This window comes from Vibrio ruber DSM 16370 (assembly GCF_900163965.1).
In the GTDB taxonomy this organism is placed as follows: domain Bacteria; phylum Pseudomonadota; class Gammaproteobacteria; order Enterobacterales; family Vibrionaceae; genus Vibrio; species Vibrio ruber.
Genome location: NZ_FULE01000047.1, coordinates 83,795 through 108,126, shown reverse-complemented (window position 1 = coordinate 108,126; position 24,332 = coordinate 83,795). Strand labels below are relative to the sequence as shown.

The following is a 24,332-nucleotide window of genomic DNA, read 5'->3' as shown; positions in this document are numbered from 1 at the left end:
CTGGGGCGCAGGTGGAGATGGCAATGAGATCGGAAAAGTAATTGCGTCCCAAACCACAGAGCCCCCATTTCTCCCCCTAAACACCGGCATCACAAGTTTTACCTTTCCAGCACCGGCTCCCAAATATGCCGCACAATCAGCTATTCCCTAACAAAAAAGCTTGAACAGCACGAGAATCAATTCCTTATTTTGTTTCATGTCGTCGTTACTTCAATATTGGCGACTATTTTCAGCATGTCGATAAAAGCATCCACGGACGCCACTGATGCTGACTCATGCATGGTGTGATAACCAATGGTCGGTATCTGGATGGTGGTGCCGTCTACCAAGCCATTGGATGCGGCGATAATCCGGCCAAGCTCGGTACTGCCTAATGATGTCGGTGGTAAGCCTTGCTCGGCACGTTTGGCATTTTCTTCTGCGACATAACGGTTTTTATACTGGTAGCTAATCTTGTTTTCCACACATAGGCTTTCAAGTAGCTGAGTACTTTCTTGATTGAATGTCGCGTTGGCGTCTTTTTCTCTTAAAACCAGCAGTTGTTGATTGGCGGCTTCAACATTCGGGTATGGGCTGGTATCGACCACAAATAAGCGGTTCGTGGAGCCACCAAAGCGACGGAACCACTCCAGTAAGTAGCGCCAGCTTTTACCCGATTCCTCTTGGGCGGTGAAAAAGGCGGTGCCTTTAAAGCCATGATCGAAAAGGTGAACCAGCGCAGCGGCTGAAATGACATTATCGAGCTGGCCTTCTAAGCGATTATCGACCTGATGTAATTGATCATTGAATGCAATCGGGGTACCGGCCACGACGCTCTCTAAACCTTTGGTCTCAAAAATTAAGTTGTTACGGAATTCACACACATAAGCGCTGTTGATGATGCCTTTGCCACAGTACATTCCTGACCAAGGCTCATAGGCGTAGACTTCTTCATGGTTGAAACGCTCTGTCACCTTTGTCATGAGTTCTTCCGATACTGAGTTGTTCAGCAAATCTGTGCGGTTCGCTGATACAAATGCGGCGTACTGGAACTCATTGGGGCCGGTACAGACCAAACCATGCCGGTCAATATGGGCGGAAAACATGGTGCTGAACGGGTCACTGCCCTGAGCGACCAACAGACCTTCATACCAAGTCACTTTTGCACCGCGCTCTTCCAGCTCACGTTGCAGGACACGAAAAAAAGAATGCTCTGCACCCACAACGCTCGGGGCACGAATCAGCAGTTTAAGCAGGTCGATAAAATGATCACTGGGCATATAGCGCTCCAATCAAGAGAGAGTCTTTTGTCTTATAAACTGAATTCACCAAATAACATACTCTTTTTATGATTTTGTAACCATTTTTTAACCATTCCTTAAAATAGTGACCGACTATTGGGGGCTTTAAAGAAAAACATCGTCTTGAGGACTCAGCGATGTTAGTTAGCTCTTGGTCTCGCCGACAATCCATGCAAAAGGCTCTGCGGGTTGGAATTTATCCGAGACTTCGCCAGCATAGACTTTCCTTCTTTCTTGTTCATGACCGTCTACTTCTATCTTTTCTGGCTGCAAATTTAGTTTTTTCACCACGCCCGTGTCAGATAAATTTACTTTGTTCAGATCGATCCAAAAGACATTTGGGCTGAGGGCCGAATCGAAGTAGTAGCGTAAATTTTTTTGATCAGCCACGGTGCGCCATATGGTCGAGGCTTCGTTGGGTTTATTCGGATCGGGGTTTTTGATATTGAGCGGAGCTGATGTATTGCGCAAGATGGACAGCGTGGTCGCTGCCGCTGAAGCATCGTCAGGGTCACTCGCTGCCTGAGCGTTTTTCAGATAGAAATCCGCGCGCGCGAAGCGGTCCGCTGAGCGGCTTGTGCCCGGTAACATTTTCCAGCCGTCTCCCTGTTCCCAATAGCGATTAATGGCGAGTTGTTGGTCGAAGGTTGGGGAGTTGGTCATCACGGTATATTCACTGCCATGGTGAATATGGAGCTTACCTTGAATGTATTCAAAGATGGCCGAGTCGCCACTGGGGTCAGAAATGGATAAGTGGCCGGTGGCTTTATGATCTCCAGGAGGCACCATGGCATCGGCTATATGAAAAGGCTGTTTGCGCAAGTCTTCTACTGCCTGATTAACGGTCTCATAGTTATCCAGTACATATTGTGCCCAAGCGGTTACCGCCAGCTCAGGTTGTTGCACCTCTCGTGTGCCATAATTCGCTTCATTGAGATATAGGAAGTTGGCAACCAAGCCTTTTTCATTGATGCCATCTGCGGTGGCTCCATGAAAGGCAGACGCGACAACAGAGCCGTATTTTGATTTCCACTTGATTGCTCCGGGTATATCCCCGCCGGTGCGTTGCATGCCTTTAGGAAATATCCATAAATCGGTTTGTGTATCGATGTACCAATCCATGCTACGGGCGGTAAAGAAGCCCGCTTTGTTCTGTACTGTTTCAGGTGGATTGGTGCTCACCGCATTGTGATAAAGGATTCGAGTACAGGCATCCGCGGGAGGAGTGAGAGCAAGAACCAAGCTGGTGAGTGGAAAAACTAAGCGAAATCTCATATGAAATATCCTTAATAAATATGCTGTTTAAGAAAATGGGATGTACCACCGTGGGTGAGTCGGGTTAGGGGCATGACTGCTTTTCTATGACGCCTAAAATGAGGTTATGACACAATTTTGCAGATCGCTATTAAATCTGTTGAATAATAGGCTCGGTGCTTTTTGGGAGAATGATTGTTGTTGGATGGGGTATACCGTCGGGATTTTCAGATTTTCAATATAAAACACGATGCATTTTGGGTTTTTCGATTGTACTGAGTATCTGTGCGCCAGTAACGCATGAAGAGAGACGCTTGCGCAGATGCAAGCGTCATCAGAGCGTGATTCAAGGTGGTATCGCGATAGATTTTTAGGGCGTGTGTCCCGATAAGCACGCCTCTTGCCAGCATTGAACGCCTTTATGCAAGCTGAAAGCGTGCAGACACCTCGCTTAGGCTTCGGCTCGTAGATTTGAGCTCCTCACTGAGTTTTTCTGTGTCGTGTACACTGCGGTGAATATCCTGAGACATTTGGTGAATTTCATGAATACTGTGCGCCAGCTCTTTCGCCACATCCAGTTGTTGCTCGGTCGCTGCGGCAATCATGTGGCTCATACCATCAATGGTTGTTGCAGAGGTCATGACATGCCCGATACTTTCTTGGCTGCTGCGGGCTTTTTCAAGCCCTGATTGCATCTGTGTTTGGCTGATTTCCATGGTACTCACAGCTTGATCAGCATGGTTTTGAATGACATCAATGGTCTGATTGATTTCATCGATAGAGTCTTGCGTTTTTTGCGCTAAGGAGCGAATTTCATTGGCAACCACTGCGAAACCGCGTCCTGCTTCTCCAGCCCGGGCTGCCTCGATAGCAGCATTGAGCGCCAGTAAATTGGTCTGCTCTGTGATGTTGCTAATGACCTGAGAAATCATTTCAATGCCCGCACTGTCATTTTTCAGCGCTTGAGTCACGACTGATGCTTCAGAAATGGCACCCGAAAGCGATTCTGTCTGGTTGAGCGACGCTTGGATCACTTCTTGGCTGTTGGTCGCATGGCCTTTGACATCCGCTGCGCTTTGGGCGGCTGTTACCGTATGCTGAGCGACGTCGGCAAAGCTCGCTTGCAATTGCGACATCGCCGATGCCACTGTACTGATTTCGCTTTTCTGCTGATCGAGGCGCAGTGTCGTATTGGCCATTCTCTCCAACATGGTTTGACTGGCATTCTCAACAATCTGAGTGTTTCGCTGCACGCCTTCTGCCAAGCGATAGATCCCTTGTTGCATTTGATCAAATGAATGTGCGGCGCGTCCTAATTCATCGTCAGCGAACTGGGTTAATGCTAAGCGAGTGCGCAAATCACCTTTTTCTACCGTATTCATTTGCTCAATCAGCACCCCTAATGGCTTATTGACCTTGCGAGTCAGTAAGACACCGAAAATGACCAAAAATAGCAGTAAAACCGCCCCAACAATGGCCTCAATCACAATGGCGCGCCCCATGGCTTTAGATTCTTCATCTTTCATCGTGATGCCTTGCTTTAATAATGTTTCTTGTAAGTCACTCAGAGAATCAACGATGGTATTAAAAGGAGCGAGCATCGGCCCTAGCATCTCCACGCGAGCTTTATCGATTTCACCTTGATCGATCAAAGAGAGGTAGTGGTTTTGCATGTCACGATAGGCATTAATCCGAGTTTGCACGGTTTCCATAAAGCGTTTCATGTCTGCGGTATCGGCTACTTCACGAAAACGTTTCAACGATGCGGCTACTTTTTTGTCGTTTTCATCGATGGTTTTTTGAATGTCTTGGTGAGCACTTGCGCTGGTGGTCAGGCCGTAATCCAAGGCAAAACGACGGTAGGTGACCGTATAGAAGCGCAAATCCGAAAGCACGGATTGCACTTGTAAGTTATGGGTGACAAGGGTATTGAAGTGATCGCGCACATTACTGATGACGACAATCAGATAGATCCCCAAAGCAAAGACCATAGTGATGGCGATGCCAAAGCCCCATTGCATCGCTCTGGCAATTGATATTCTTGATAACATGTCTATTTCTCCCCCATAGACTGATAATGAGAGCGATTATCAAGAATTTATTTCAATAAATAAATTACATTGTATGAATTAAATCAATAGAGCTTTCCTATCAATGGTGGGGTGTGTGTCCTTGTAAGGTAGCCTTTGATCAAGCCGGAGCGTCCCAAACTTCAATTCAACATTTTACCTTTCCAGCCTCCGGCGCCGAAATATGACGCACAATCGCGTTTTTCAATTTCAGTGACATCGGTGTCCAGTGCGCCAGTTACTCTTGCCAAGATGCAAGCGTAACCAGAAAATCTTGTTTGTTTGGCTTGGGTGCATGTTGTCCAGAACCGGCTTTTACAGGCGTCCTGCCCGGAAAAGCCTAACCATTCTCCCGGAATGGTTTTCTTGGTTTGGCGGTTGATTTGAATGGGGTGAAACACTGAATCAATGAAGCCAAATTGAGCGATGATCTCAGGGGGAAATTCAGGACGAATTTTCAGGATTGCCTGAGCAGGATGCGAATCAAGCCGGAGCGTCCCAAACTTCAATTCAACATTTTACCTTCCCAGCCTCCGGCGCCGAAAGGGGTAGGGCGTGTGTCCTCGTAAGGATATGCTGGCAGGAACCAAAAAAATGCAGCACTCAGGCTGCATTTTTCGTGGTAAGCAAAATCATTAATAATCAGATTCAAAGGCACCTAAATCAGGTGCGGCGCCTTTATAACCGTCACCGGCATAGATACCGGCATCAATTAAATCACTGCCTTTTTTCAGCAGCGCATATTTGATCCTCGGCAGAGAGCCGTCGGCTTGGCGAGGATACATCAACTCACGTTCATCCAGACGGACAAAATCTTTTGAGGTGATGGTGACGGGGAGGTTGAAGTAGTTGTAAATGAGGTCATTCTCAGTGCTGTTACCCAGATTGATCACTTCGTTGTGACCGTCAAATCCTAAGTTATTGCGCATGTAATGGCCGTAGCCTTTGACATCGGTGCGGTTGTCATCAAGCGTTGATAACATGTTGTAATTTGCGCTTTGGTTACGGATTGAGGTGTTATTGATCCAGTTTTGACCACCGATATGGTGATTGGCGTAAAAGCCAGCAGAGCGGTTACGTACCGCTAAGTTGTAGCGGATCGTGTGACGCGGGATCACACTAGGCGTTGCACTGCCGTTACGCCCATAGCCACCGGCTTTAAAACCATTACCATCGCCCAGTCTGGTAAAGTCTTGCCCGTAACCGTTGTAAAAAGCCCAGCTATATTCAATGGTGACAGCAGCGTCTGCGTTGATTAAGTCAAACCCGTCGTCACTGTTAAACCAAGCGCGTGAATGGCTGATGACATTCCCGGTGTAAGACGCTGAGGTCGGGTGGGCCCCAAAGCCATCGACGTTACCGTCCGAGTAATGGTTTAATCCGCGGTTGTTGTATGCATCGACATTGAGAACATAGTTGTTACTGCCGGCAACCAAGTACCAGCCGATAGCCATGCCGTCATGAATGGCTAGGTTTTCGAAACGGTTACCATTGCCCTTATTGATCATAAACGCTTCAGATTGTGTGCGATGATCAGCGATGGTGACCTGTACACCAACCACATCGAAACCTTTAAACACGCAGTTATCCGCCCGCACCATGAATGCCGTGTTGCGATAGTTAGCCGGTTTAACATTCGAAAAATCAAACACCGGGCGCTCGGAGCCATAGTTAATATAGCTGATGTCGTCTTTGGTGATATTGTTAACGATGGCACGAATATCCTGATGTTGAGTAATATTCGAATCATTTAGATAGTAAGTCCCCCCGCGGATATAGACAATATCACCTGCTGAAGCCGCCGATTGTGCCGCCATAATGGTTTTTAATGGTGATGAGAGCGTGCCTGAATTGCTGTCTGAACCGTAAGGTGCAATATAGAGGTTTTTGGCAAAACCTAGATTGCTGACAGCGATTAGCATTGATAAAGAAATGATTTTGAATTTCATAATTGATCCATACGTTATAAATTGCATATCTAAAATATATGGATTGATCAATAAAATCGATCAATTAAGAAACGGTGTTTCATTTTTCTGAATCGTTGTCACTGTTGTGTCAAGATTGACGATCATCCATCCTGCCCACTGCAACACACGAAAACCACGCTAGCGCCCATTGAACCAAGTTCACAGCACCTTAAAAAAATCAATATTTTCATCAATGGTTGGATGAGGAATGATTGCAATAAGATATGTATATTGATATGTTATAACGTATCAATTAATGATAATTCACTCACTTGAATATGAAAAAAATATTGCTTATCATCGTGGTTGGCATCATTGCCATCGCGATCTATCAACATCGTCAGTCTCAGAATAATACCCAACTTACCATTTCCGGCCCGTTTGAATTTAACGGCACGGAGCTGTCGCGTGACGGATTTCTCTACAGCCGTCTCGGGGTCACCGAGTCTTTAACGCGCCTCATGCCCGATGGAAGCGTGCAACCCTTGTTAGCCACTGAGTGGACGCCATCCGCCGATGGGTTGATATGGCGGTTTAGCATTCGTCCCGGGGTCGTTTTTCATGATGGCTCGCAACTGAATGCCGAAGCGGTGCGGCAGAATTTAGCTTATGCGCGTACGCAACCGGGAGTGATTCGTCAGGTGCCGATTCAGGCCATTACGGTTGAAAACGGGACATTAGTGATTGCGTTGTCCCGGCCTTACAGTCCGCTCTTGAGTGTACTGGCGCATTACAGTCTGGGAATGGTTTCCCCTGCGACGCTGGGGAAAATAGCGCAAGGTGATGAAACAGATAAAGGACAGGCACCGTCAGCCGTGATTGGGACCGGGGCATATCAGGTGGCTATGGCTCATCCGCCACATAAGATCGAAGTGACGCAAAACCCAGACTATTGGGGCGAGCCGGCGCATATTCAGTCGGTCAGTTATCTGGCGGGGCACCGGAGTGAAAGCCGGGCGCTGTTGGTGCGTAGTGGCCAGGCAGATATTGCTTATTCAGTTGATCCGATCAGCCGTGAAGGACTGAAGCAATCGGAGCAGGTGAGTGTTCAGTCACTTGCGTTGCCCCGGACAGTGTTGCTGAAACTGAACCTCGGTCACCCGCAGTTACGTCATCTGGCAGTTCGGCAGGCGATTAGTCTGGCACTGGATCGTGAAGGAATGGCATCAACGGTACTGCGTTTGCCGGGGTCAGCCGCTTATCAGCTTTTCTCACCTTCACAGTCTGACTGGTATCTCGACAACCTGCATGAGCAACGTAACCTGCAAAAGGCCAAAACACTGATGATGCAGCAAGGGTGGTCTTACGATAATCAAGGCTGGTTAGTGCGTGATGGTCAACCATTCACGCTAACGTTAACGACCTATGCCAATCGCCCTGAATTACCCGTTTTGGCAACCAGTATTCAGAACCAGCTGGCACTGCTGGGGATTCAGGTCAATGTCAGTATTGATAATGCCAGTGCGATTCCGGCCAAGCATCATGACAATACGCTCGATATGGCGCTGATTGCGCGCAACTTCGGTATGATGGGCACTCCGCTGCCGATTCTTTATGATGATTTCTCTTCACCGCAGGGCAGTGACTGGGGCCATATGAACTGGGATTCTCCGCAAATTCGCGCCATTCTGACTCAACTTCTGAGTGAGTCTGATCCACATGTCGCCCGGCAGTTGTCTCAGCAGGTTGCCCGAATCATGGCGGATCAACTGCCGGTGATTCCGATTGCGTACAGCCAGCAATTGATTGCGGTCAACAATCGGGTGTCCGGATTCTCGTTTGACCCGTATGAAATTGATTATCGTCTCAAGGAAATGCAACTTCATGATTAATTTATTATTGCGCCGCTTTTGCCAGCTGATCTTTGTCGGTTGGTCAGTCGGCACGGTGACGTTTGTGATGATGAAATGCCTGCCGGGAGATATGGCATTTCGCATTGCTGCGGCTCGTTATGGTTATGACTATGTCAATTTACAGGCCGCGCAGCGCGTGGCAGCAGATCTCGGCCTGAATCGTCCGGTGTGGGAACAGTATCTGAGCTGGATGTGGGACTTAGCCCACTTTAATCTGGGGCAGTCGATGATCAGCGGTGAGTCGGTGACTGAGAAAATTATGCACCACTTGGGCTATTCATTATGGCTGGCAGCCGTTGCGCTGGGATTATCGCTATTGATCGCTTTTCCTGTCGGCCTCTACTGTGCGCGTCGTGCCGGACAGTGGCATGACAGGGTCACGTTACTGATTTCCAGTTTTATGCGGGCTCAGCCGGTATTTTTGATCGGGTTGGTACTGATCTTATGTTTTGCCCTAAAGCTTGATTTATTACCTGTGGCAGGGTTCGGCCGGTTTGAACATGTGTTACTCCCGGCTTTGGCGCTGGCTTTATCTCTGGCTGCCTTATCGAATCGCATGATTCGCAATACTGCCAAGCGTATTTTTGAGGCACCGTTTTATCAATTTGCGCGACTGAAAGGCCTGAGTGAAACACAGGCTTATGCGCATCACGGTCAGCGCAATATTACGTTACCGCTACTGGCATTTATTGGTGTGCAAGCCGTAGGGCTGGTTGAAGGGATTGTGATGATTGAATCACTGTTTTCCTGGCCGGGTATCGGTCATGCATTGTCTCATGCGATTTTCGGCCGTGATATTCCGGTGATTCAAGGGGCTGCATTGGTTATGGGGTTACTGTTTGTGGTGATTAATACCGGGGTTGATTTGGTTCAGTACCACTTTGATCCGCGTTATCGTCGCTCGGTTGCAGGAGGGATCGCATGAAACTTTATCGGACGCAGTGGATCGGCCTGTCGATCCTGACGACGTTGTTGGTTTTTGTTTTGATTGAAAAGCTCTGGCTCAACGGGGATATTGCCCGTCAGCAGCTTGAGCTTGCTTTTGCCGGACCAAACTGGCAAGAGATTCTCGGCACCGATCATTACGGGCGCAGTAACGCGGCACGGCTTGCCGATGCAATTATGAACTCGTTGCTGATGGCTGGCTTATGTGTCACGACTGCATCATTGCTCGGCACGCTTTCCGGTGTCTGGGCCGGATGGTACAAAGGCTGGGTTGACCGTGTTTTTTCGCTGTGGGTCAATATTGTAATGGCACTGCCGGGGTTGATTCTGGTTTTGCTATTCGGCGCGATTTTCCCGGGGTCGTTTTTCTTTCTCTTCATTGCTATCTCAATCACGATGTGGGCTGATTACTTCCGGGTTATCCGCAGCCAGACACAGGCAGTTGTGCTCTCCGATGCGTTTGAGTCTTCTCGTCTGTTCGGCTTCAGCCGCTGGTATCTGTTTTATCGTCACATCTGGCCGGAAATACGCAGTGATGTGTACACCTTGTCCTGTTTCGGAGCCGGTCATGCGATTTTATCACTGGCAGCACTCGGCTTTTTGTATGTCGGGCTGCGTCCGCCCCATGCCGAGTTAGGCATGATGATGGTGGAACTGTTTCGTTACTATGATCAGGGTTTTTGGGTATTGCTTCAGCCGATTGTGGTGGTTTCGTTGCTGATTTTCTCTTTTCACCTGCTGGCACAGGGAGGTTCACGGACATGACACCATTACTTGAAGTGCGGCAACTGTCGGTCTGGCTGGGGGAGCACCGTGTCGTCGGGCCGGTCTCATTGACACTGGCTCATGCAGAATCTCTGACCATTCTCGGGGAAACCGGGGCAGGCAAGAGTTTGTTGTTGAAGGCGATTATCGGTGCGTTGCCGGCATCTTTTTCCAGTCAGGGAGAAGTGTGGTGGTCAGGGCAGGCTTTGCACACGATGTCTGCCGATGAACGGGAAAACTTATGGGGACGGGTATTTTCTATTTTGCCTCAGGAGCCCTCGTTAGCCCTTGATCCGTTAATGCCGCTGTCCCGGCAAGCAGAAGAAGTGCCCGCGTTGTTACGCAATCAGGATGCGGCAACATGCCGCACTCAGACAGCACAATTATTTGACGCTGTCGGGCTTTCCGGCCATGAGCAGAAGTTTCCGGTTCAGCTTTCGGGCGGAATGGCACAGCGTGGGGCTTATGTCTGTGCCGTCAGTGGCGGTGGTGAAATTCTGATTGCCGATGAGCCGACCAAAGGGCTGGATGATCACAACCGTGAACGTCTGATTGGAATGTTACAACAGTACCGTCAGCAAGGGGCGTTACTGACGGTGACACATGATATCGAAGTTGCGGAACAACTCGGCGGCACCATCATTGTCATTCAGCAAGGTCATGTGGTTGAGCAGGGGCAGGCAAGCACGGTACTTTGTGACCCGCAACATGCTTACACCCGTCAGTTGATCACTGCCCATCCGCGTCACTGGCCGGTCATGAACCGCCATCAGACGGGGGCGGTGTTATTGCGCGTTCATCAGTTAAAAATGGCGGTTGAGAACCGGGTGTTGTTTGAGGATTTGTCTTTTGAACTCCATGCCGGGGAAGTGCTGGGGATCCGCGGGCCGAGCGGATGCGGTAAATCAACTTTGTGTCAGGCTGTGCTTGGTTTACGGACACCGCTTGCGGGGGAGATTGAATATCTGCAACCGCTGGGTGTCGGACAGAAACTCAAACTCTATCAGGACCCGCCCGGTGCATTTGCCTCGCATGTCAGTTTAGGCACGCTGATAGATGATATTTGTCGTCGTTATCAGATTGCTGATGCGGTGCCGCAGGCGCTGATGAAGCGGCTCCATTTAGATCCGAAATTATTGCAGCAGTCCGCCAGTCAGGTTTCCGGCGGTGAATTACAGCGGTTTGCGATTTTGCGGGTCTTGTTGCTCAAACCGAAGTTACTCATTGCGGATGAGCCGACCACGCGGTTAGACCCGTCCACCGCTCAGGAAACGCTGGCGCTGATCTTAGAGGCGACCCGCGAGATAAATTGTGCGCTGTTACTGGTCAGCCATGAGCAGAGTCTGTTAGAGAAGGTGTGTCACCGGGTGATCGAATTAGCACCGGAGTCGACGGTCAGTGATGAAGATGATCCGCTGGCCGCTCAGCCGGTGATGGTTACCGGTTAATTCCGGATAAAAGTTGATTGAGAGCATCAAAAAGGCCCGAGTCTGACTCGGGCCTGCTGTTTGTTTTCATCTCTCACACGTGTTATCGAGATAGATTTGCTACTGTCGGTAAGTTGAGAGGAACCGTTCGAAACGACTGATAGCAATTTCCAGATCTTCAACATGCGGCAGCGTGACGATGCGGAAATGGTCGGGTTTCGGCCAGTTAAAGCCGCTGCCCTGAACCAGCAGCACTTTTTCCTGAATCAGAAAATCGAGCACCATTTTCTGGTCGTCATGAATGTTGTACATCTTGGTATCAATTTTCGGGAACAAATACATCGCACCTTTGGGTTTGACGCAGGACACGCCCGGAATCTGATTAATCATCTCCCATGCGCGATCACGCTGTTCCAATAATCTGCCACCGGGCAAAATAAGTTCATTGATACTCTGATAGCCGCCCAGTGCAGTCTGAATCGCATGTTGCATCGGCACATTGGCACACAAACGCATCGATGCCAGTATATCCAGCCCGGAGACGTAACCCTCCGCGAGGTGTTTCGGACCGGTCAGGAACATCCAGCCCCCTCGGAACCCACAGACACGATACGCTTTTGACAGGCCGTTGAACGTCGCCATGAGAACATCGTCGGCCAGAGTTGAAATCGGGGTATGGGTTGCACCGTCGTATAAAATCTTGTCGTAGATTTCATCGGCGAAAATAATCAGATTGTGCTGGCGGGCGATTTCAATAAACTCCAGCAAAAAGTCACGGCTGTAGACTGCACCGGTCGGATTATTCGGATTGATCAATACAATACCGCGCGTGTTCGGGGTGATTTTCTTCTTGATGTCGTCTAAATCGGGATACCAGTCTGATGCTTCATCACACAGATAATGTACCGCTTTACCGCCGGAGAGTGAGATAGAAGCTGTCCACAGTGGGTAATCCGGTGCCGGCACCAGCATTTCATCGCCATTGTTCAACAGCGCCTGCATCGACATCACGATCAGCTCGGAAGCGCCGTTACCGATATACACATCTTCGATATCGAGGGCGCGTAATCCTTTTTTCTGATAATGCTGAACCACGGCTTTGCGGGCAGAATAGATCCCTTTGGAATCACAATAACCTTGCGATGTCGGCAGATTACGGATCACATCAACCAGAATTTCATCGGGGGCATCAAAGCCAAAAGGGGCCGGATTACCGATATTGAGTTTTAGGATTTTATGTCCTTCTTCTTCCATACGTTTAGCATGTTTGAGTACCGGACCCCGGATGTCGTAGCAGACATTATCAAGTTTTGATGACATCCCAATATTTTGCATGGCAGCTCCCCCGGAAATAATTGAATTTTTTTATTAAGTTACACTAAATCATGTTTTAAAAGAATAAAAATCTAAAATTATCTGATTTCTGGGCTAGAGCTTCGGGAGCATCTGACATAAAATGCTCTACATCCTTTGACAGGAACAGATAAATCAATCAATAGAGTCGTTACGACACCCCCAGCTGAGGTCGCTTTGTCTTATTTCTACCAAGCAGTAAACCAACTTATTCACCAAATTCATCAGGCTGATCCACAAGTGAGCCGATGCCGACAGGCGCTTGATTTCCCTCCTCATTTTTCTTTACCTGACTGGCTTGCCGTACAAACCTTGTTCCCTAAATTTTACTGGCAAGACCGGGAAGACCGGGAAGAAGTCGTGGCGTTGGGGGCTTGTATGACTTTTTCGGATCCGGCACCGGCCTATCAAGCGATCTCTGCCTCTCAGCGCATTTGGGGCGGGCGCTCCTTTGATGGCGGAACGGCCAAAAATCCTTACTGTAAAGAAGCATTTTTCTTTCTGCCGCAAATTGAGTTGATTCGCGAAGGGGATGCATGGTTTTTATGTGCCAATTTGACAGCGCGTGATGAGACGATTCAGGCATTACAGCAGCTTCAGTCGGACATTCCGGTGTTACCCCCGATAGAAACTGAAGTGCTTTGCGTTGATCACGCGCCTTCGCGAGCCCAATGGTGCCAACTGGTTGAGCAGGCATTGTCTGCGATGACACAGCAGCAGTTTGATAAAGTCGTGTTAGCACGGCAGTCCACATTTGAACTGACGCAGTCGATTCAGGCCGCCCAGTTATTAAAAGAAAGTCGCCGTTGCAACGATCAGAGTTTTCACTTCTTACTGGCGATTGATCAGCGGCATAGTTTCGTCGGTTCAACACCGGAACGTTTGTATCAGCGTCACGGTGAGGCGCTGGTCACTGAAGCGCTGGCCGGAACGATTGGCCGGAGTGAGGATGCCCGGCAGGATCAGGCATTATCCGACTGGCTGATCCATGATGAGAAAAATATGACCGAGAATCAGTATGTCGTCGATGATATTGTCGAGCGTTTAACGCCTTTGGCGCGGTCGGTTGAGGTCGGGGCGGAAACACAATTGGTGAAACTCCGGCGTGTACAACATCTGAAACGTCATATTACCGCTGAACTCAATCCGACCATCAATGGCGTCCAGTTACTGGGTGCGTTGCAACCGACTGCCGCGGTAGCGGGGTTACCGAGACAAGCCGCTAAAACTTTTATTGAACGCTATGAACCGTTCCCCAGAGGCTGGTATGCCGGGTCGATTGGCTATATCAGTCATCAGCGTGCTGAATTCTGTGTCGCGATTCGCAGCGCACTGGTGATGGACAAGCAGGTCAAACTGTTTGCCGGTGCCGGGATTGTAAGTGGCTCGGTTGCTGAGCATGAGTGGTTAGAGTTGAATCGTAAGATGTCAACCTTACTCAGTCTGATCACGGAGATATCGCCGGAGGAAGTAGTATCGTGAAATCTCAACAAGCGGTTTTGAACCGGATCTGGAGTCGCTTGATTCTGGAGGAATTGTCGCGTCTGGGCGTGCGTGATGTGTGTGTTGCTCCGGGCTCGCGTTCTACACCATTGACACTCGAGGCCGATGCGCATCCGGCGTTGCAGCTCCATCGCCATTTTGATGAAAGAGGGCTGGGTTATCTGGCGCTGGGTCTGGCAAAAGCCAGTCATCAACCGGTCGCCGTGATTGTGACATCGGGGACTGCGGTGGCGAATTTACTCCCGTGTGTGGTTGAAGCTAATTTGACGGGCGAAAAACTGGTTTTGTTAACCGCAGACCGCCCGGTAGAGTTGATTGACTGCGGTGCGAATCAGGCGATTGAGCAACCGGGTATTTTTGCCGCGCATGTGGTTCAGGCGATCAACTTACCCAGCCCGACCACCGCGATTGCGCCCAACTGGTTGCTCACGACACTTGATCAGGCACTTGCGGTGCAGGAGCGTCGTGGTGGCGCAGTCCATATCAATTGTCCGTTTCCTGAACCGCTGTATATCCAGCATGATGAAGTCATTGATGATGCGGCTTATCTGAGCCGTGTGCAGCACTGGCTGACACAAGGTTTGCCGTACAGCCGCAAATGTGGCGGTCAATATGCACCTGTCCGGCCGGAGCCGACACTGTTGCGTCAGCGCGGGGTTGTGATTATCGGCTCTTTGTCGTTGGCTGATGCAGAAAAAGCCAAAGCATTTGCACAGCGGTTGGGCTGGCCTGTGTTCTGCGACCCCCAATCGGGCGTATCAAGTGACTGGGCATATTTCGATCTCTGGCTTCATCATCCACTATCGCGGCAGATTTTATCAGCATGTGAGCTGATCATTCAGTTTGGGGGACAAGTGGTTTCCAAACGGCTCAATCAGTGGTTGCAGCAGCAAGTCACCCAGCATGGGAGTCATTATGTGCTGGTCGCTGCGGATGAGAAATGCAATAACCCGTCTCATCTGCCCCAACAGCAGATCGTGGCTCCGGTTGCAAATTGGGTTGATGTGCAACTTGAATCGGTTCAGGCAGACAATTTATCAGCCGGTTGCTCATTAACGGATTGCTCGTCAACGGATTGCTCGTCAACGGATCGCTCATCAGCCAATTGGGCGGATCAATTGCTGACGATGATTCAGGGTATCCCGGCAGTGATAGAGCAAGTAGCAGCAACAACGACGACCCTTTCTGAGCTGGATGTTGCGCGCTCAGTGGCGACACTGGCTCCCACTGCGGATTTATTTATCGGCAATAGTTTGATTGTTCGTTTAGTGGATATGTTCGGGACTATCAATCATCAGAACGTGTACTCCAACCGCGGTGCGTCGGGTATTGATGGTCTGGTGGCAACGGCTGTCGGAGTTCAGCACGAACGGCAGCATCCGATGTTATTACTGCTGGGCGATACTTCTCTGCTGTATGACCTCAATTCGCTCGCGTTGTTGAGCAATACTCCGCAGCCGTTTGTGATTGTGGTGACCAATAATGACGGCGGTGCAATTTTTGACTTACTGCCCGTCCCAAAACAACAGAAAACTGACTTGTATCAGATGCCACATGGCTATGATTTCCGACATGCAGCCGCCCAGTTTGGTTTGCAGTATGCCAAGCCTGAAAGTGTCAGCGCACTGACGGATTGTGTCACACAGCATATTGAGCGCGGGCAGCATGGTTTGGTGGTTGAAGTCAGTGTCCCGGCCGGACAGGCAGCACAGCACATTCAGCAGGTTATTCAGCATGTCTGTACTTTATAGTGATTACACCCCGGCGGCGTCAGACCTCACGCAGGATCGACCAGTGCTGGTGTGGTTACATGGTTTACTGGGCAGTGGTAAAGATTGGTCGGAAACGCTGGCACAACTGTGTGATTTTCCCCGTTTGACTATCGATTTGTGCGGGCATGGGAACAGTCGCACGCAACGCTGTACCGATTTTGACGACTGTTGTGCTCAGATTGCTCAGACGATAGCCCGGCGGTTACCACCGGCACAACCGTTGGTACTGATAGGCTATTCACTGGGGGGGCGGTTAGCCATGTATGGTGCCGTTCATGGTGCCTGGTCGGGGCTGAATGTAACCTCTTTGGTGATTGAAGGGGGCAACTTTGGCTTACAGGATGAGTCAGCCCGTCAGACCCGCTGGCTACAGGATCAGGCATGGGCCGCTCGCTTTGCATCTGAGCCGATTGCTGATGTTTTAGTCAGTTGGTATCAGCAGCCGGTATTTTCCTCACTCAACCATGAGCAAAGACAAGATTTGATCACCCGGCGTAGTGATAATCTTGGCGTCAACATTGCAGCGATGATGCGTGCGACATCGTTGGCTTTGCAGCCGGATTTGCTGCCGGCACTGAAAGCACAACCAATTCCCGTTCAGTATATCTGCGGGGAGCGCGATCAAAAATTTCGTCAACTTGCTGAACCAAGCGGGTTGCCAATAGAGATTGTTTTGCAGGCAGGACATAATGTCCATCAGGAGCGACCCGCGGCGTTTGCCCGGTGTCTTCGGACACTGCTCGCTCATCAGAGATGACAGCTCAAACAAGATAGGTAGATTATGACAATTACTGTAGGTATCAGTGAAGAAGAACTTTATGCACCGGTCAATTGGAACGATTGTAGCGGTGAGTATCAAGATATCCACTATCACAAATCGGATGATGGTATTGCCAGAATTACCATTGCCCGGCCGCAGGTTCGCAATGCTTTTCGTCCCCAGACGGTCAAAGAAATGATTCAAGCGTTGGCTGATGCCCGCTATGACTCTGGTGTCGGTGTGATTGTTCTGACCGGACTGGGAGAGGATGCATTCTGTTCCGGCGGTGATCAGAAAATTCGCGGTGATTACGGCGGTTATCGTGATGACGAAGGCACACATCACCTCAATGTACTAGACTTTCAGCGTCAAATCCGGACTTGTCCGAAGCCGGTAATTGCAGCCGTGGCGGGCTGGGCCGTTGGCGGTGGTCATGTTTTACATATGATGTGTGATTTAACCATCGCGGCTGACAATGCCAAGTTTGGTCAGACCGGGCCGAAAGTCGGATCGTTTGACGGTGGTTGGGGCGCGTCTTACATGTCACGAATTGTCGGCCAGAAAAAAGCGCGTGAAATCTGGTTCTTATGTCGCTTTTATGATGCGCAGGAAGCCGTTGATATGGGGCTGGTGAATACCGTCGTACCCTTGGCGGATCTGGAAAAAGAAACCGTCCGCTGGTGTCGGGAGGTATTACAACACAGCCCGATGGCGCTGCGTTGTCTGAAAGCCGCCCTGAATGCAGACTGTGATGGTCAGGCCGGGTTACAAGAGCTGGCAGGTAATGCGACGATGATGTTTTATATGACTGAAGAAGGTCAGGAAGGACGCAATGCATTCAACGAAAAACGTCGCCCTGATTTTCACAAGTTTCCTCGGAACCCGTAGGCTCGGCAACGATTGAAATAAATGATTGGAATAAGGTGTCTGGTGGCAATCGAACCATCGGACATCGGTTAAGAGGATCAGCTAACATGCGTAGTGCAAAACTGTATCGCTATCGGTTACCGATGGATAGTGGCGTGATTCTTCGCAACGAGAAGCTACTGGAACGCGAAGGCTTCATCGTAGAAATGCATGAGCAGAATCAGGTGGGGCGGGGTGAAGTCGCGCCATTAATCGGTTTCAGTCTCGAATCAGTGACTGAAGCGGGGGTGCAACTGCAAGAACAACTGGCACGCTGGTGTCGTGGAGAGGTGATTGACTATCAGACGTTATATCCTTCCGTGGCATTTGGCTTATCTGCCGCAGAAGCCGAGTTATCCGGTGAACTGCCACAAGCAGGGCATTACTTTGCGGCACCTTTGTGTATTGGTGACCCGGATGAATTGATCGAACGTCTCCAAGTATTGCCGAAAAAAGTCGCCAAAGTGAAAGTGGGCTGGTATGAGCCGGTTCGTGACGGGATGATTGTCAATCTGTTGCTGGAAAGCATCCCTGATTTATCACTGCGGCTGGATGTTAACCGTGGCTGGACTCCAGAACAGGCGGCCAAGTTTGCCAGTAAGATTTCCCACTCCTACCGGCAGCGAATTGCTTATATTGAAGAACCCTGTGCGGCACCGAGTGACAGTATCGCGTTTGCGATCAATACCGGTATTGCGATTGCGTGGGATGAAACCCTACAAGAGTCATTACATGATCCGGCGTTCAGTCTGGAGGATCTGACCGGCGTGAAAGCACTGATCATTAAGCCAACCCTGATTGGTTCAATTGAACGGTGTCGTTACCTGATCGAAAAAGCCAGAACGCTGGGAATGCAGCCGGTGATCAGTTCCAGTATTGAATCGAGTTTCGGGTTGTGCCAGCTGGCACGGCTGTCTCGCTGGTTGATGCCGGATGAAGTGCCGGGGCTGGATACTGTCGGTCTGTTTCAGCAGCAGCTGGCTGTGGCGTGGCCGGGCTGTGATTTACCCGTTGTGGCACTGGAAAGTCAGGAATTAATCTGGACATCCTGATGACGAACGGTGAGGAAAGCGGTGACGTTCCCTGGCTGCGTTGGGCAAAGGCGCGGCCGACGGCTGTTGCGCTGAAAGTGGGGCAGCAGAGTTATTGTTGGCAGGCGGTGGCCGAGCGGGTTGCTGCCATTGCCGCGGCCTTGCAACAACAGGGGGTCGGAACTGACGATGTGGTGACGCTGGTCGGCAAAAATCATCCCGATATGGTCTGGTTGTTTCTGGCGCGATTATATGCCGGGGCGTTGACGGCTTTTGTGCCACCACAGCCGGTTGTCATGCTGCAACGCAAACTGGCGACAATTTACCGTCCGCATCAAACCCGATGGTTGTTCTGTACCGATCCAAGCGATGCCGCGGCATTGCAGATGCAGTTACCGGACTGTCGTATGGTTGAGTGTCAGCAGACCGCTGATGCCGTCCTGCCCCCGCATTATCATGCTGAGCAGTTGAGTAGCTTAATCTTTACGTCCGGTTCGACCGGAGACGCGAAGGCGGTTGCCCATACCTCTCATCAGCATTTTGCTTCAGCGCAAGGGTTGTTATCTCAGTTTCATTTCTCGGCCGGTGATACGTGGTTACTGAGTCTGCCTGTCTATCATGTGTCCGGCTTGTCGATTATTTATCGCTGGTTGCAAGCCGGGGCTTGTCTGCGTATCGGGCGTGTCGCAGCCGGTGAACTCGCAGATGTGACCCACGCATCTTTGGTGCCGACCCAGTTACAGCGTTTGCTGGCGCAGCCAATCCCGCTTGCACTGACCCATGTGTTGCTCGGGGGCAGTCATATTCCGGCGGAACTTGCCCGGCAAGCGGCTGCGCTCGGTATCGAAACCTGGCTCGGGTATGGCATGACAGAAGCTGCGTCAACGGTGACGGCAAAGCAGGTCGGTGGCCTTGAGAGTTGTGGCCGGGTGCTGCCTTTTCGTCAGGTGAAAATTGCTGACGAACGAATTTATATCAGCGGTGATACGTTGGCTTGTGGCTATTATCGTCAGGGAGAACTGACCCCCTTGTGTGATGAAACAGGGTGGTTTGACAGCAAGGATATGGGGTACTGGCACGATCAGGAACTGCATGTCACCGGGCGGGCGGACAATCTGTTTATCTCCGGCGGGGAAAATATTCATTGCGAAGAAATTGAAGCGGTTTTAGTGCGACATCCACAGATTGAGACAGCGGTGATAGTTCCGGTTGCCGATGCAACCTATGGGATGCGTCCGGTCGCTGTGATTGACTGTGAACAGGACTGGCAATCGATGAGTGCGGATATCAGCGCGTGGCTTGAAGGGCGCCTGGAGAAATTCAAATGGCCGGACAGTTATTATCGTTTGCCTGAGCACTGCCGTCCCCAAGGGATTAAAATCTCCCGTGCAGCGGTCAAAACGTGGTTAAACGCTGCAATCGAGCAAGGTCTCGATCCTGACAAGCAGTTATGAGTTAGTCCAAAACTGAATTTTGGTTTGATATGTCTTTTGGTCATAATTAGCCTAGTTTAACTAACTGAAAGGCATATCCAATGAAAAAAGGGCTCATGATTGCGACCATTATCATTCAGCTTTTTGTGGCCGTGCTCAATAGTGGCGCTACCCGCTCATTGGCGGAGCTGACCGCATTTTTGTTAATTGTGGTGCTGTTTTTAGAACGTTCTCCCCGCCAATCCTCTCGCCAAACGTCTTCACTGTGAATCCGGATCGGTGCCGTGCTGCATCGATTCACTGAGTCAGCATAATCCAGCTCAGTGATGACACCGAGACGAGGATCCACAAACCGACACCGAACAGTAACGGCCGCGGCCCTGCCTGACGCAACTTATCGAACGACAAACTACAGCCAATCAAAAACAGGCAGATAACCAGGGTCTGTTTCGCCAGCGTAAAGATCCCCTGATAAATCTCAGAAAACCGGGGTAATTGGTCATGACCAATAATCGCAGCGCAGTAGAACAAGATGAAATAGGGAATGGTGATTTTTCTTGATTGGCTGCGAAATAAAAATGTGCTGAGCAGTGCTACCGGGATAATCCAGAGGGCTCGCGCCAGTTTTAACGTGGTGGCCGTTTTGAGTGCGGTTTCTCCGTAGGCTGAAGCTGCACCGACCACCGACGATGTGTCATGAATGGCAATCGCTGCCCAAGTGCCGAATGTTGTCTGACTCATATTGAGCAGGTGACCAACCGCCGGAAATATAAATAAAGCCAGTGAATTGAGGACAAAAATTGTGCCCAGTGCCAGACCAATCTGTTCATCATCTGCATCGATGGCCGGAGCAACGGCTGCAATGGCGCTACCACCGCAAATCGCCGTCCCGGAAGCGATCAGGTAACCTGTTTTACGCTTCAGCCCGACCCGGACACTGACAAACCAGCCGATCAATAAGGTACTGAATATGGTGGCGACAATCAGCCCCAAGCCATGAGCGGTGACGGTGAGTGCCGTTTGCAGCGGAATGCCGAATCCGAGGCCGATAATCGAGTAGGCGAGTAGTTTTTTGGTGATCTTTGCTAAAGGAAGCCCTTGTGGTACCAGCCCTAAAGTAGTCAGAAAAAATCCGATGACCAGTGCTGAAGGTGAGGTGATATAAGATGTCGTACAAACCAGCACCCCCAGTACGAACGGGATGTTTTTGAACTGGCAAGCATGTTTGAGCGAGTCAGCCTTTTTGAAGGCAAAAGTATTACTGAACAAACGACTGAATAAAGGAGCCATGTCGATACCACGATCAGAGAAGATATCGCTATTCTAACCGAAACCGGCGATCAGTCAGTCTGAATGTTTTTAACTTTCATTCATTAAAATTGAACAATTAGGGGCTGTTGACCTTTCGTGGTTGAATTTTGTTCAATCTGAACGGGTATTGATCGCGGCGCATGCCGCTTCGCTATCCTAAGCAAATGACCCCCTAGCGCCATGAGCCTCTTAACTCAGCCACATGTTGCCGCAACTGGGTGCTGTCAGTGTCCGCTGCCATGATCGGTGGTGCCGCTTCTACTTCAATTTTGGCTCTGAAACGTTGCGGCAGCCCCCGGCAAGCCCGGCCGCGATAGCGACTGAAATAACTGCCCCACATCCCTTTGAGTGCCATCGGAATGACCGGGGCGCTGGTGTGCTGAATGATGCGGTCGAGACCGCGGAGAAATGGCCCGATTTCACCGTCTGGTGTGAGCCGCCCTTCAGGAAAGATACAGACCAGTTCACCTTGTTGAAGTGCCCGCTCAATCTGCACAAATGCTTTGCGAATTGTCTTCGCGTGCGAAGCACAGATCGGGATGACGCCCGCGCGGTTCAAAACCGGCCGAATCAGAGGAAGGGTGGTGTAGTCGGCTTCCATCACGAAACGGATCAATCGTGGTGAGGCGGCACTGAGTATCAGTGCATCGAGATATGAGACGTGATTACAGATGAGCAGGGCACCGCCTTGAGACGGCAGATGGTGGAGATTACGATAATGCGTGCGATAGCACAGCCTTGCCAGACAGGCCAATACGAAACGCAGCGTCTCAATCGGTCGCTGATACAGTAAATAAACCGCGACGCCCAGATTGATTAATGCGAGTAGCAAAAACAGGTCGGGGATCGACCATTGCAACAACGACAGGACGATGATTGCGACGATTGCGCTGATCACCATAAACAGTGCGTTGTAAATATTAAGGGCTGCAATCACTTGTGCACGTTGTTCCGGGTGGGCGCGTTGTTGTAATAACGTATACAAAGGGACGATAAACATTCCCCCGAAGCCCCCCAGGCATAATAAGCTAAAAAATAGTGGCCATAGTTCGGTGTTGGTGACAAAGGCTGTAAAGCCCATTGCTTGAGGTAATGCGTCCGGTATGCTGTTGACCAGCCCGTAACCACAAAACGAGATCCCCAGACAAGCCAGTGGCACAAGCCCGAGTTCAACCCGGTGGCGCGACAGGCGGTCGCACAGTAAAGAGCCGAGTGCAATACCGACCGAAAACAGCGTCAGTAGCCAAGAGACCGCTCCTTCATTGCCGTAAAGGAAATCACGGGTGAAATTTGGAAACTGTGTCAGATAAGTTGCTCCCATAAACCAGAACCAGCTGATGATCAGGATGGTTCGGTAGATCACGGGATCCTGCTTGGCAATCCGCAGCGTTTGACGGGTTTGTGAGACAGGACGCCAGTGAAAACGCTGGCTTGGAGCCGTTGCCGGAGCATGGGGAATGTAGCGGCTTGCCAGATAGCCACAGAGTGCAAACACCAAGATGGCACCTGCGGCGATGTATTCTGCACTCGGGATTGAGGCGATGACGCCTGCCAGTAAGGTGCCGAGCAAAATGGCCAGAAATGTTCCGGTTTCAACCAGTGCATTGCCGCTCATCAGTTCATCCGGTTTGAGCTGCTGTGGCAGCAAGGCATATTTAACCGGACCGAATAAAGCGGACTGGGTGCCCATCAAAAACAACAGCAGCAGTAACATCAGATAACTGTGAGTAATAAAGCCAATGGCAGCCAGACTCATGATGACAATTTCTAATAACTTGATTTTGCGGATCAGCCCGCTTTTTTCCAGTTGATCCGCAAGGACGCCGGAAGAGGCTGAAAACAGAAAGAAAGGCAGAATAAATAAGCCGGCCGCGAGGTTAATAAACAGTGTGCTTGAAATCGCCAGTTGATCGGCACTGCTAAACGCAACAAACAGCAACAGGATGTTTTTAAACACATTGTCGTTAAATGCCCCGAAAAACTGGGTAATGAAATAGGGCAAAAAGCGCCGGGATGAGAGCAGAGATGAAGTCGTGTTAGACATGGGAACATCCTTTTTACCCAGAGTGATCACAAAGCGGTTTGAGCAAGTTTGATTACCAAGCTTGCAGATAATGGGTCAGTAAATTATGAATCAGTTCATTACCGTCAATCGGGGATGATGCAAAGAATTTATCATCAACACTCAGTAAAGTGATACCGTGAACACCGGCCCACAAAACCCGGCTGGTGGTGGTGATTTCTTCTGCCGAACGTTGTGGTGCTAACTGTTTGAGCAGCGTTTCCAGAATATCTGTCATGTGATCGATGCGCTGTGTCTGCCATTCGGGCAGATCTTCACCATTCATATTGTGTTCAAAAATGAGCTGCCAGCGGAAGGTGTGGCGCTGGGCAAAATCATGATAACAGTAGGCTAACTGAAATAAAGCGTCCCGCTGATCGCGACTGTGACTGACGGCTTGTCGCGCCTCCTCAATCAGTTCATCGAGTGTTTGTGCGACCGCATGTAATAACAGCAGGTTGTAGCTGCCAAATACATTGACTAATGTGCTGGGGACATAACCAATCATGGCTGCGACCTTACGTAAGCTCAGTTCATGATAGGAGTGACTGGTAAGGAATTTTTTGACATGTTCCAATGTCAGCTGAATGAGTTCTTCTCGCGTGTGGTCGTTTCTTCTGGCCATGGTCTGTAATCGT

At 50.1% G+C, this 24,332-nt stretch carries 20 protein-coding genes; 11 read left to right on the top strand and 9 right to left on the bottom strand.

Annotation, left to right across the window (positions count from 1 at the left end):
• Positions 1–194: 194 nt before the first annotated feature.
• The 5 genes from VR7878_RS16980 to VR7878_RS16960 all read right to left on the bottom strand — a co-directional run bounded on the left by VR7878_RS16980 (position 195) and on the right by VR7878_RS16960 (position 6,552).
• The gene (locus VR7878_RS16980) at positions 195–1,259 is read right to left on the bottom strand and encodes a peptidase M42 (RefSeq protein WP_077337221.1); all 1,065 of its coding nucleotides are present in this window, start codon (positions 1,257–1,259) and stop codon (positions 195–197) included.
• A 165-nt stretch (positions 1,260–1,424) separates the two neighbouring features.
• A complete protein-coding gene (locus VR7878_RS16975) occupies positions 1,425–2,555 on the bottom strand; it encodes a linear amide C-N hydrolase (RefSeq protein ID WP_077337220.1) in 1,131 nt (376 codons plus the stop codon).
• A 398-nt stretch (positions 2,556–2,953) separates the two neighbouring features.
• Positions 2,954–4,585 (bottom strand): methyl-accepting chemotaxis protein, encoded by a 1,632-nt coding sequence (locus tag VR7878_RS16970; protein ID WP_077337219.1) that lies wholly within the window; start codon positions 4,583–4,585, stop codon positions 2,954–2,956.
• 161 nt (positions 4,586–4,746) lie between these two features.
• Positions 4,747–5,112 (bottom strand): hypothetical protein, encoded by a 366-nt coding sequence (locus tag VR7878_RS16965; RefSeq protein ID WP_077337218.1) that lies wholly within the window; start codon positions 5,110–5,112, stop codon positions 4,747–4,749.
• Between the two features lie 126 nt (positions 5,113–5,238).
• Positions 5,239–6,552: a right-handed parallel beta-helix repeat-containing protein gene (locus VR7878_RS16960; protein WP_162841946.1), complete on the bottom strand. Its 1,314-nt coding sequence runs from the start codon at positions 6,550–6,552 to the stop codon at positions 5,239–5,241.
• A 299-nt stretch (positions 6,553–6,851) separates the two neighbouring features.
• Between VR7878_RS16960 and VR7878_RS16955 the strand changes: the two genes are divergently transcribed.
• From VR7878_RS16955 to VR7878_RS16940, 4 genes are read left to right on the top strand one after another with little or no spacing between them, the layout of a single operon-like run.
• Entirely contained in the window at positions 6,852–8,405 is a 1,554-nt protein-coding gene (locus tag VR7878_RS16955) for an ABC transporter substrate-binding protein (RefSeq protein ID WP_077337217.1), read from the top strand.
• Positions 8,398–9,351 (top strand): ABC transporter permease, encoded by a 954-nt coding sequence (locus VR7878_RS16950; protein WP_059120369.1) that lies wholly within the window; start codon positions 8,398–8,400, stop codon positions 9,349–9,351. Before VR7878_RS16955 ends, VR7878_RS16950 begins: the two co-directional genes overlap by 8 nt.
• Positions 9,348–10,136 (top strand): ABC transporter permease, encoded by a 789-nt coding sequence (locus VR7878_RS16945; protein WP_077337216.1) that lies wholly within the window; start codon positions 9,348–9,350, stop codon positions 10,134–10,136. Before VR7878_RS16950 ends, VR7878_RS16945 begins: the two co-directional genes overlap by 4 nt.
• Entirely contained in the window at positions 10,133–11,584 is a 1,452-nt protein-coding gene (locus VR7878_RS16940) for an ABC transporter ATP-binding protein (RefSeq protein WP_077337215.1), read from the top strand. Before VR7878_RS16945 ends, VR7878_RS16940 begins: the two co-directional genes overlap by 4 nt.
• Positions 11,585–11,683: 99 nt before the next feature.
• Here VR7878_RS16940 and VR7878_RS16935 read toward each other — a convergent pair whose 3' ends face one another.
• Positions 11,684–12,898, bottom strand: coding sequence for a pyridoxal phosphate-dependent aminotransferase (locus VR7878_RS16935; protein WP_077337214.1), 1,215 nt, complete (start codon positions 12,896–12,898; stop codon positions 11,684–11,686).
• A 195-nt stretch (positions 12,899–13,093) separates the two neighbouring features.
• On the opposite strand from VR7878_RS16935, the gene VR7878_RS16930 reads away from it, so the two are divergent.
• The 7 genes from VR7878_RS16930 to VR7878_RS21255 all read left to right on the top strand — a co-directional run bounded on the left by VR7878_RS16930 (position 13,094) and on the right by VR7878_RS21255 (position 20,590).
• The gene (locus VR7878_RS16930) at positions 13,094–14,398 is read left to right on the top strand and encodes an isochorismate synthase (protein ID WP_077337213.1); all 1,305 of its coding nucleotides are present in this window, start codon (positions 13,094–13,096) and stop codon (positions 14,396–14,398) included.
• Positions 14,395–16,170, top strand: coding sequence for a 2-succinyl-5-enolpyruvyl-6-hydroxy-3-cyclohexene-1-carboxylic-acid synthase (menD, locus tag VR7878_RS16925; RefSeq protein WP_077337212.1), 1,776 nt, complete (start codon positions 14,395–14,397; stop codon positions 16,168–16,170). The genes VR7878_RS16930 and menD overlap by 4 nt, the downstream gene beginning before the upstream one ends.
• Positions 16,154–16,948: a 2-succinyl-6-hydroxy-2,4-cyclohexadiene-1-carboxylate synthase gene (gene menH, locus VR7878_RS16920; protein ID WP_059120374.1), complete on the top strand. Its 795-nt coding sequence runs from the start codon at positions 16,154–16,156 to the stop codon at positions 16,946–16,948. The genes menD and menH overlap by 17 nt, the downstream gene beginning before the upstream one ends.
• Before the next feature lie 24 nt (positions 16,949–16,972).
• Entirely contained in the window at positions 16,973–17,839 is an 867-nt protein-coding gene (menB, locus tag VR7878_RS16915) for a 1,4-dihydroxy-2-naphthoyl-CoA synthase (RefSeq protein ID WP_021018876.1), read from the top strand.
• Positions 17,840–17,925: 86 nt separating this feature from the next.
• A complete protein-coding gene (gene menC / locus VR7878_RS16910; protein ID WP_077337211.1) occupies positions 17,926–18,909 on the top strand; it encodes an o-succinylbenzoate synthase in 984 nt (327 codons plus the stop codon).
• Positions 18,909–20,342 (top strand): o-succinylbenzoate--CoA ligase, encoded by a 1,434-nt coding sequence (menE, locus tag VR7878_RS16905; RefSeq protein WP_077337210.1) that lies wholly within the window; start codon positions 18,909–18,911, stop codon positions 20,340–20,342. Before menC ends, menE begins: the two co-directional genes overlap by 1 nt.
• A gap of 80 nt (positions 20,343–20,422) precedes the next feature.
• Entirely contained in the window at positions 20,423–20,590 is a 168-nt protein-coding gene (locus VR7878_RS21255; protein ID WP_162841945.1) for a hypothetical protein, read from the top strand.
• A 28-nt stretch (positions 20,591–20,618) separates the two neighbouring features.
• Here the strand turns inward: VR7878_RS21255 and VR7878_RS16900 are convergent, their stop codons facing one another.
• The 3 genes from VR7878_RS16900 to VR7878_RS16890 form a co-directional block, all read right to left on the bottom strand.
• On the bottom strand, positions 20,619–21,611 hold the full coding sequence (locus tag VR7878_RS16900; protein WP_077337209.1) for a YeiH family protein: 993 nt from the start codon (positions 21,609–21,611) through the stop codon (positions 20,619–20,621).
• A 193-nt stretch (positions 21,612–21,804) separates the two neighbouring features.
• Positions 21,805–23,676, bottom strand: coding sequence for an MFS transporter (locus VR7878_RS16895; RefSeq protein ID WP_077337208.1), 1,872 nt, complete (start codon positions 23,674–23,676; stop codon positions 21,805–21,807).
• Between the two features lie 52 nt (positions 23,677–23,728).
• The gene (locus tag VR7878_RS16890) at positions 23,729–24,319 is read right to left on the bottom strand and encodes a TetR/AcrR family transcriptional regulator (protein ID WP_077337207.1); all 591 of its coding nucleotides are present in this window, start codon (positions 24,317–24,319) and stop codon (positions 23,729–23,731) included.
• Positions 24,320–24,332 lie beyond the last annotated feature (13 nt).

Excerpts from the sequence above, each read along its gene's own strand:
- VR7878_RS16945 (WP_077337216.1), top strand. The coding sequence starts at position 9,348 with ATGAAACTTTATCGGACGCAGTGGATCGGCCTGTCGATCCTGACGACG.
- menH (WP_059120374.1), top strand. The coding sequence starts at position 16,154 with ATGTCTGTACTTTATAGTGATTACACCCCGGCGGCGTCAGACCTCACG.
- VR7878_RS16900 (WP_077337209.1), bottom strand. The coding sequence starts at position 21,611 with ATGGCTCCTTTATTCAGTCGTTTGTTCAGTAATACTTTTGCCTTCAAA.
- VR7878_RS16955 (WP_077337217.1), top strand. The coding sequence starts at position 6,852 with ATGAAAAAAATATTGCTTATCATCGTGGTTGGCATCATTGCCATCGCG.
- VR7878_RS16980 (WP_077337221.1), bottom strand. The coding sequence starts at position 1,259 with ATGCCCAGTGATCATTTTATCGACCTGCTTAAACTGCTGATTCGTGCC.
- menB (WP_021018876.1), top strand. The coding sequence starts at position 16,973 with ATGACAATTACTGTAGGTATCAGTGAAGAAGAACTTTATGCACCGGTC.
- VR7878_RS16940 (WP_077337215.1), top strand. The coding sequence starts at position 10,133 with ATGACACCATTACTTGAAGTGCGGCAACTGTCGGTCTGGCTGGGGGAG.
- VR7878_RS21255 (WP_162841945.1), top strand. The coding sequence starts at position 20,423 with ATGAAAAAAGGGCTCATGATTGCGACCATTATCATTCAGCTTTTTGTG.
- VR7878_RS16960 (WP_162841946.1), bottom strand. The coding sequence starts at position 6,552 with ATGAAATTCAAAATCATTTCTTTATCAATGCTAATCGCTGTCAGCAAT.
- VR7878_RS16890 (WP_077337207.1), bottom strand. The coding sequence starts at position 24,319 with ATGGCCAGAAGAAACGACCACACGCGAGAAGAACTCATTCAGCTGACA.
- VR7878_RS16935 (WP_077337214.1), bottom strand. The coding sequence starts at position 12,898 with ATGCAAAATATTGGGATGTCATCAAAACTTGATAATGTCTGCTACGAC.
- menE (WP_077337210.1), top strand. The coding sequence starts at position 18,909 with ATGACGAACGGTGAGGAAAGCGGTGACGTTCCCTGGCTGCGTTGGGCA.
- VR7878_RS16895 (WP_077337208.1), bottom strand. The coding sequence starts at position 23,676 with ATGTCTAACACGACTTCATCTCTGCTCTCATCCCGGCGCTTTTTGCCC.
- VR7878_RS16950 (WP_059120369.1), top strand. The coding sequence starts at position 8,398 with ATGATTAATTTATTATTGCGCCGCTTTTGCCAGCTGATCTTTGTCGGT.
- VR7878_RS16970 (WP_077337219.1), bottom strand. The coding sequence starts at position 4,585 with ATGTTATCAAGAATATCAATTGCCAGAGCGATGCAATGGGGCTTTGGC.
- menC (WP_077337211.1), top strand. The coding sequence starts at position 17,926 with ATGCGTAGTGCAAAACTGTATCGCTATCGGTTACCGATGGATAGTGGC.
- VR7878_RS16975 (WP_077337220.1), bottom strand. The coding sequence starts at position 2,555 with ATGAGATTTCGCTTAGTTTTTCCACTCACCAGCTTGGTTCTTGCTCTC.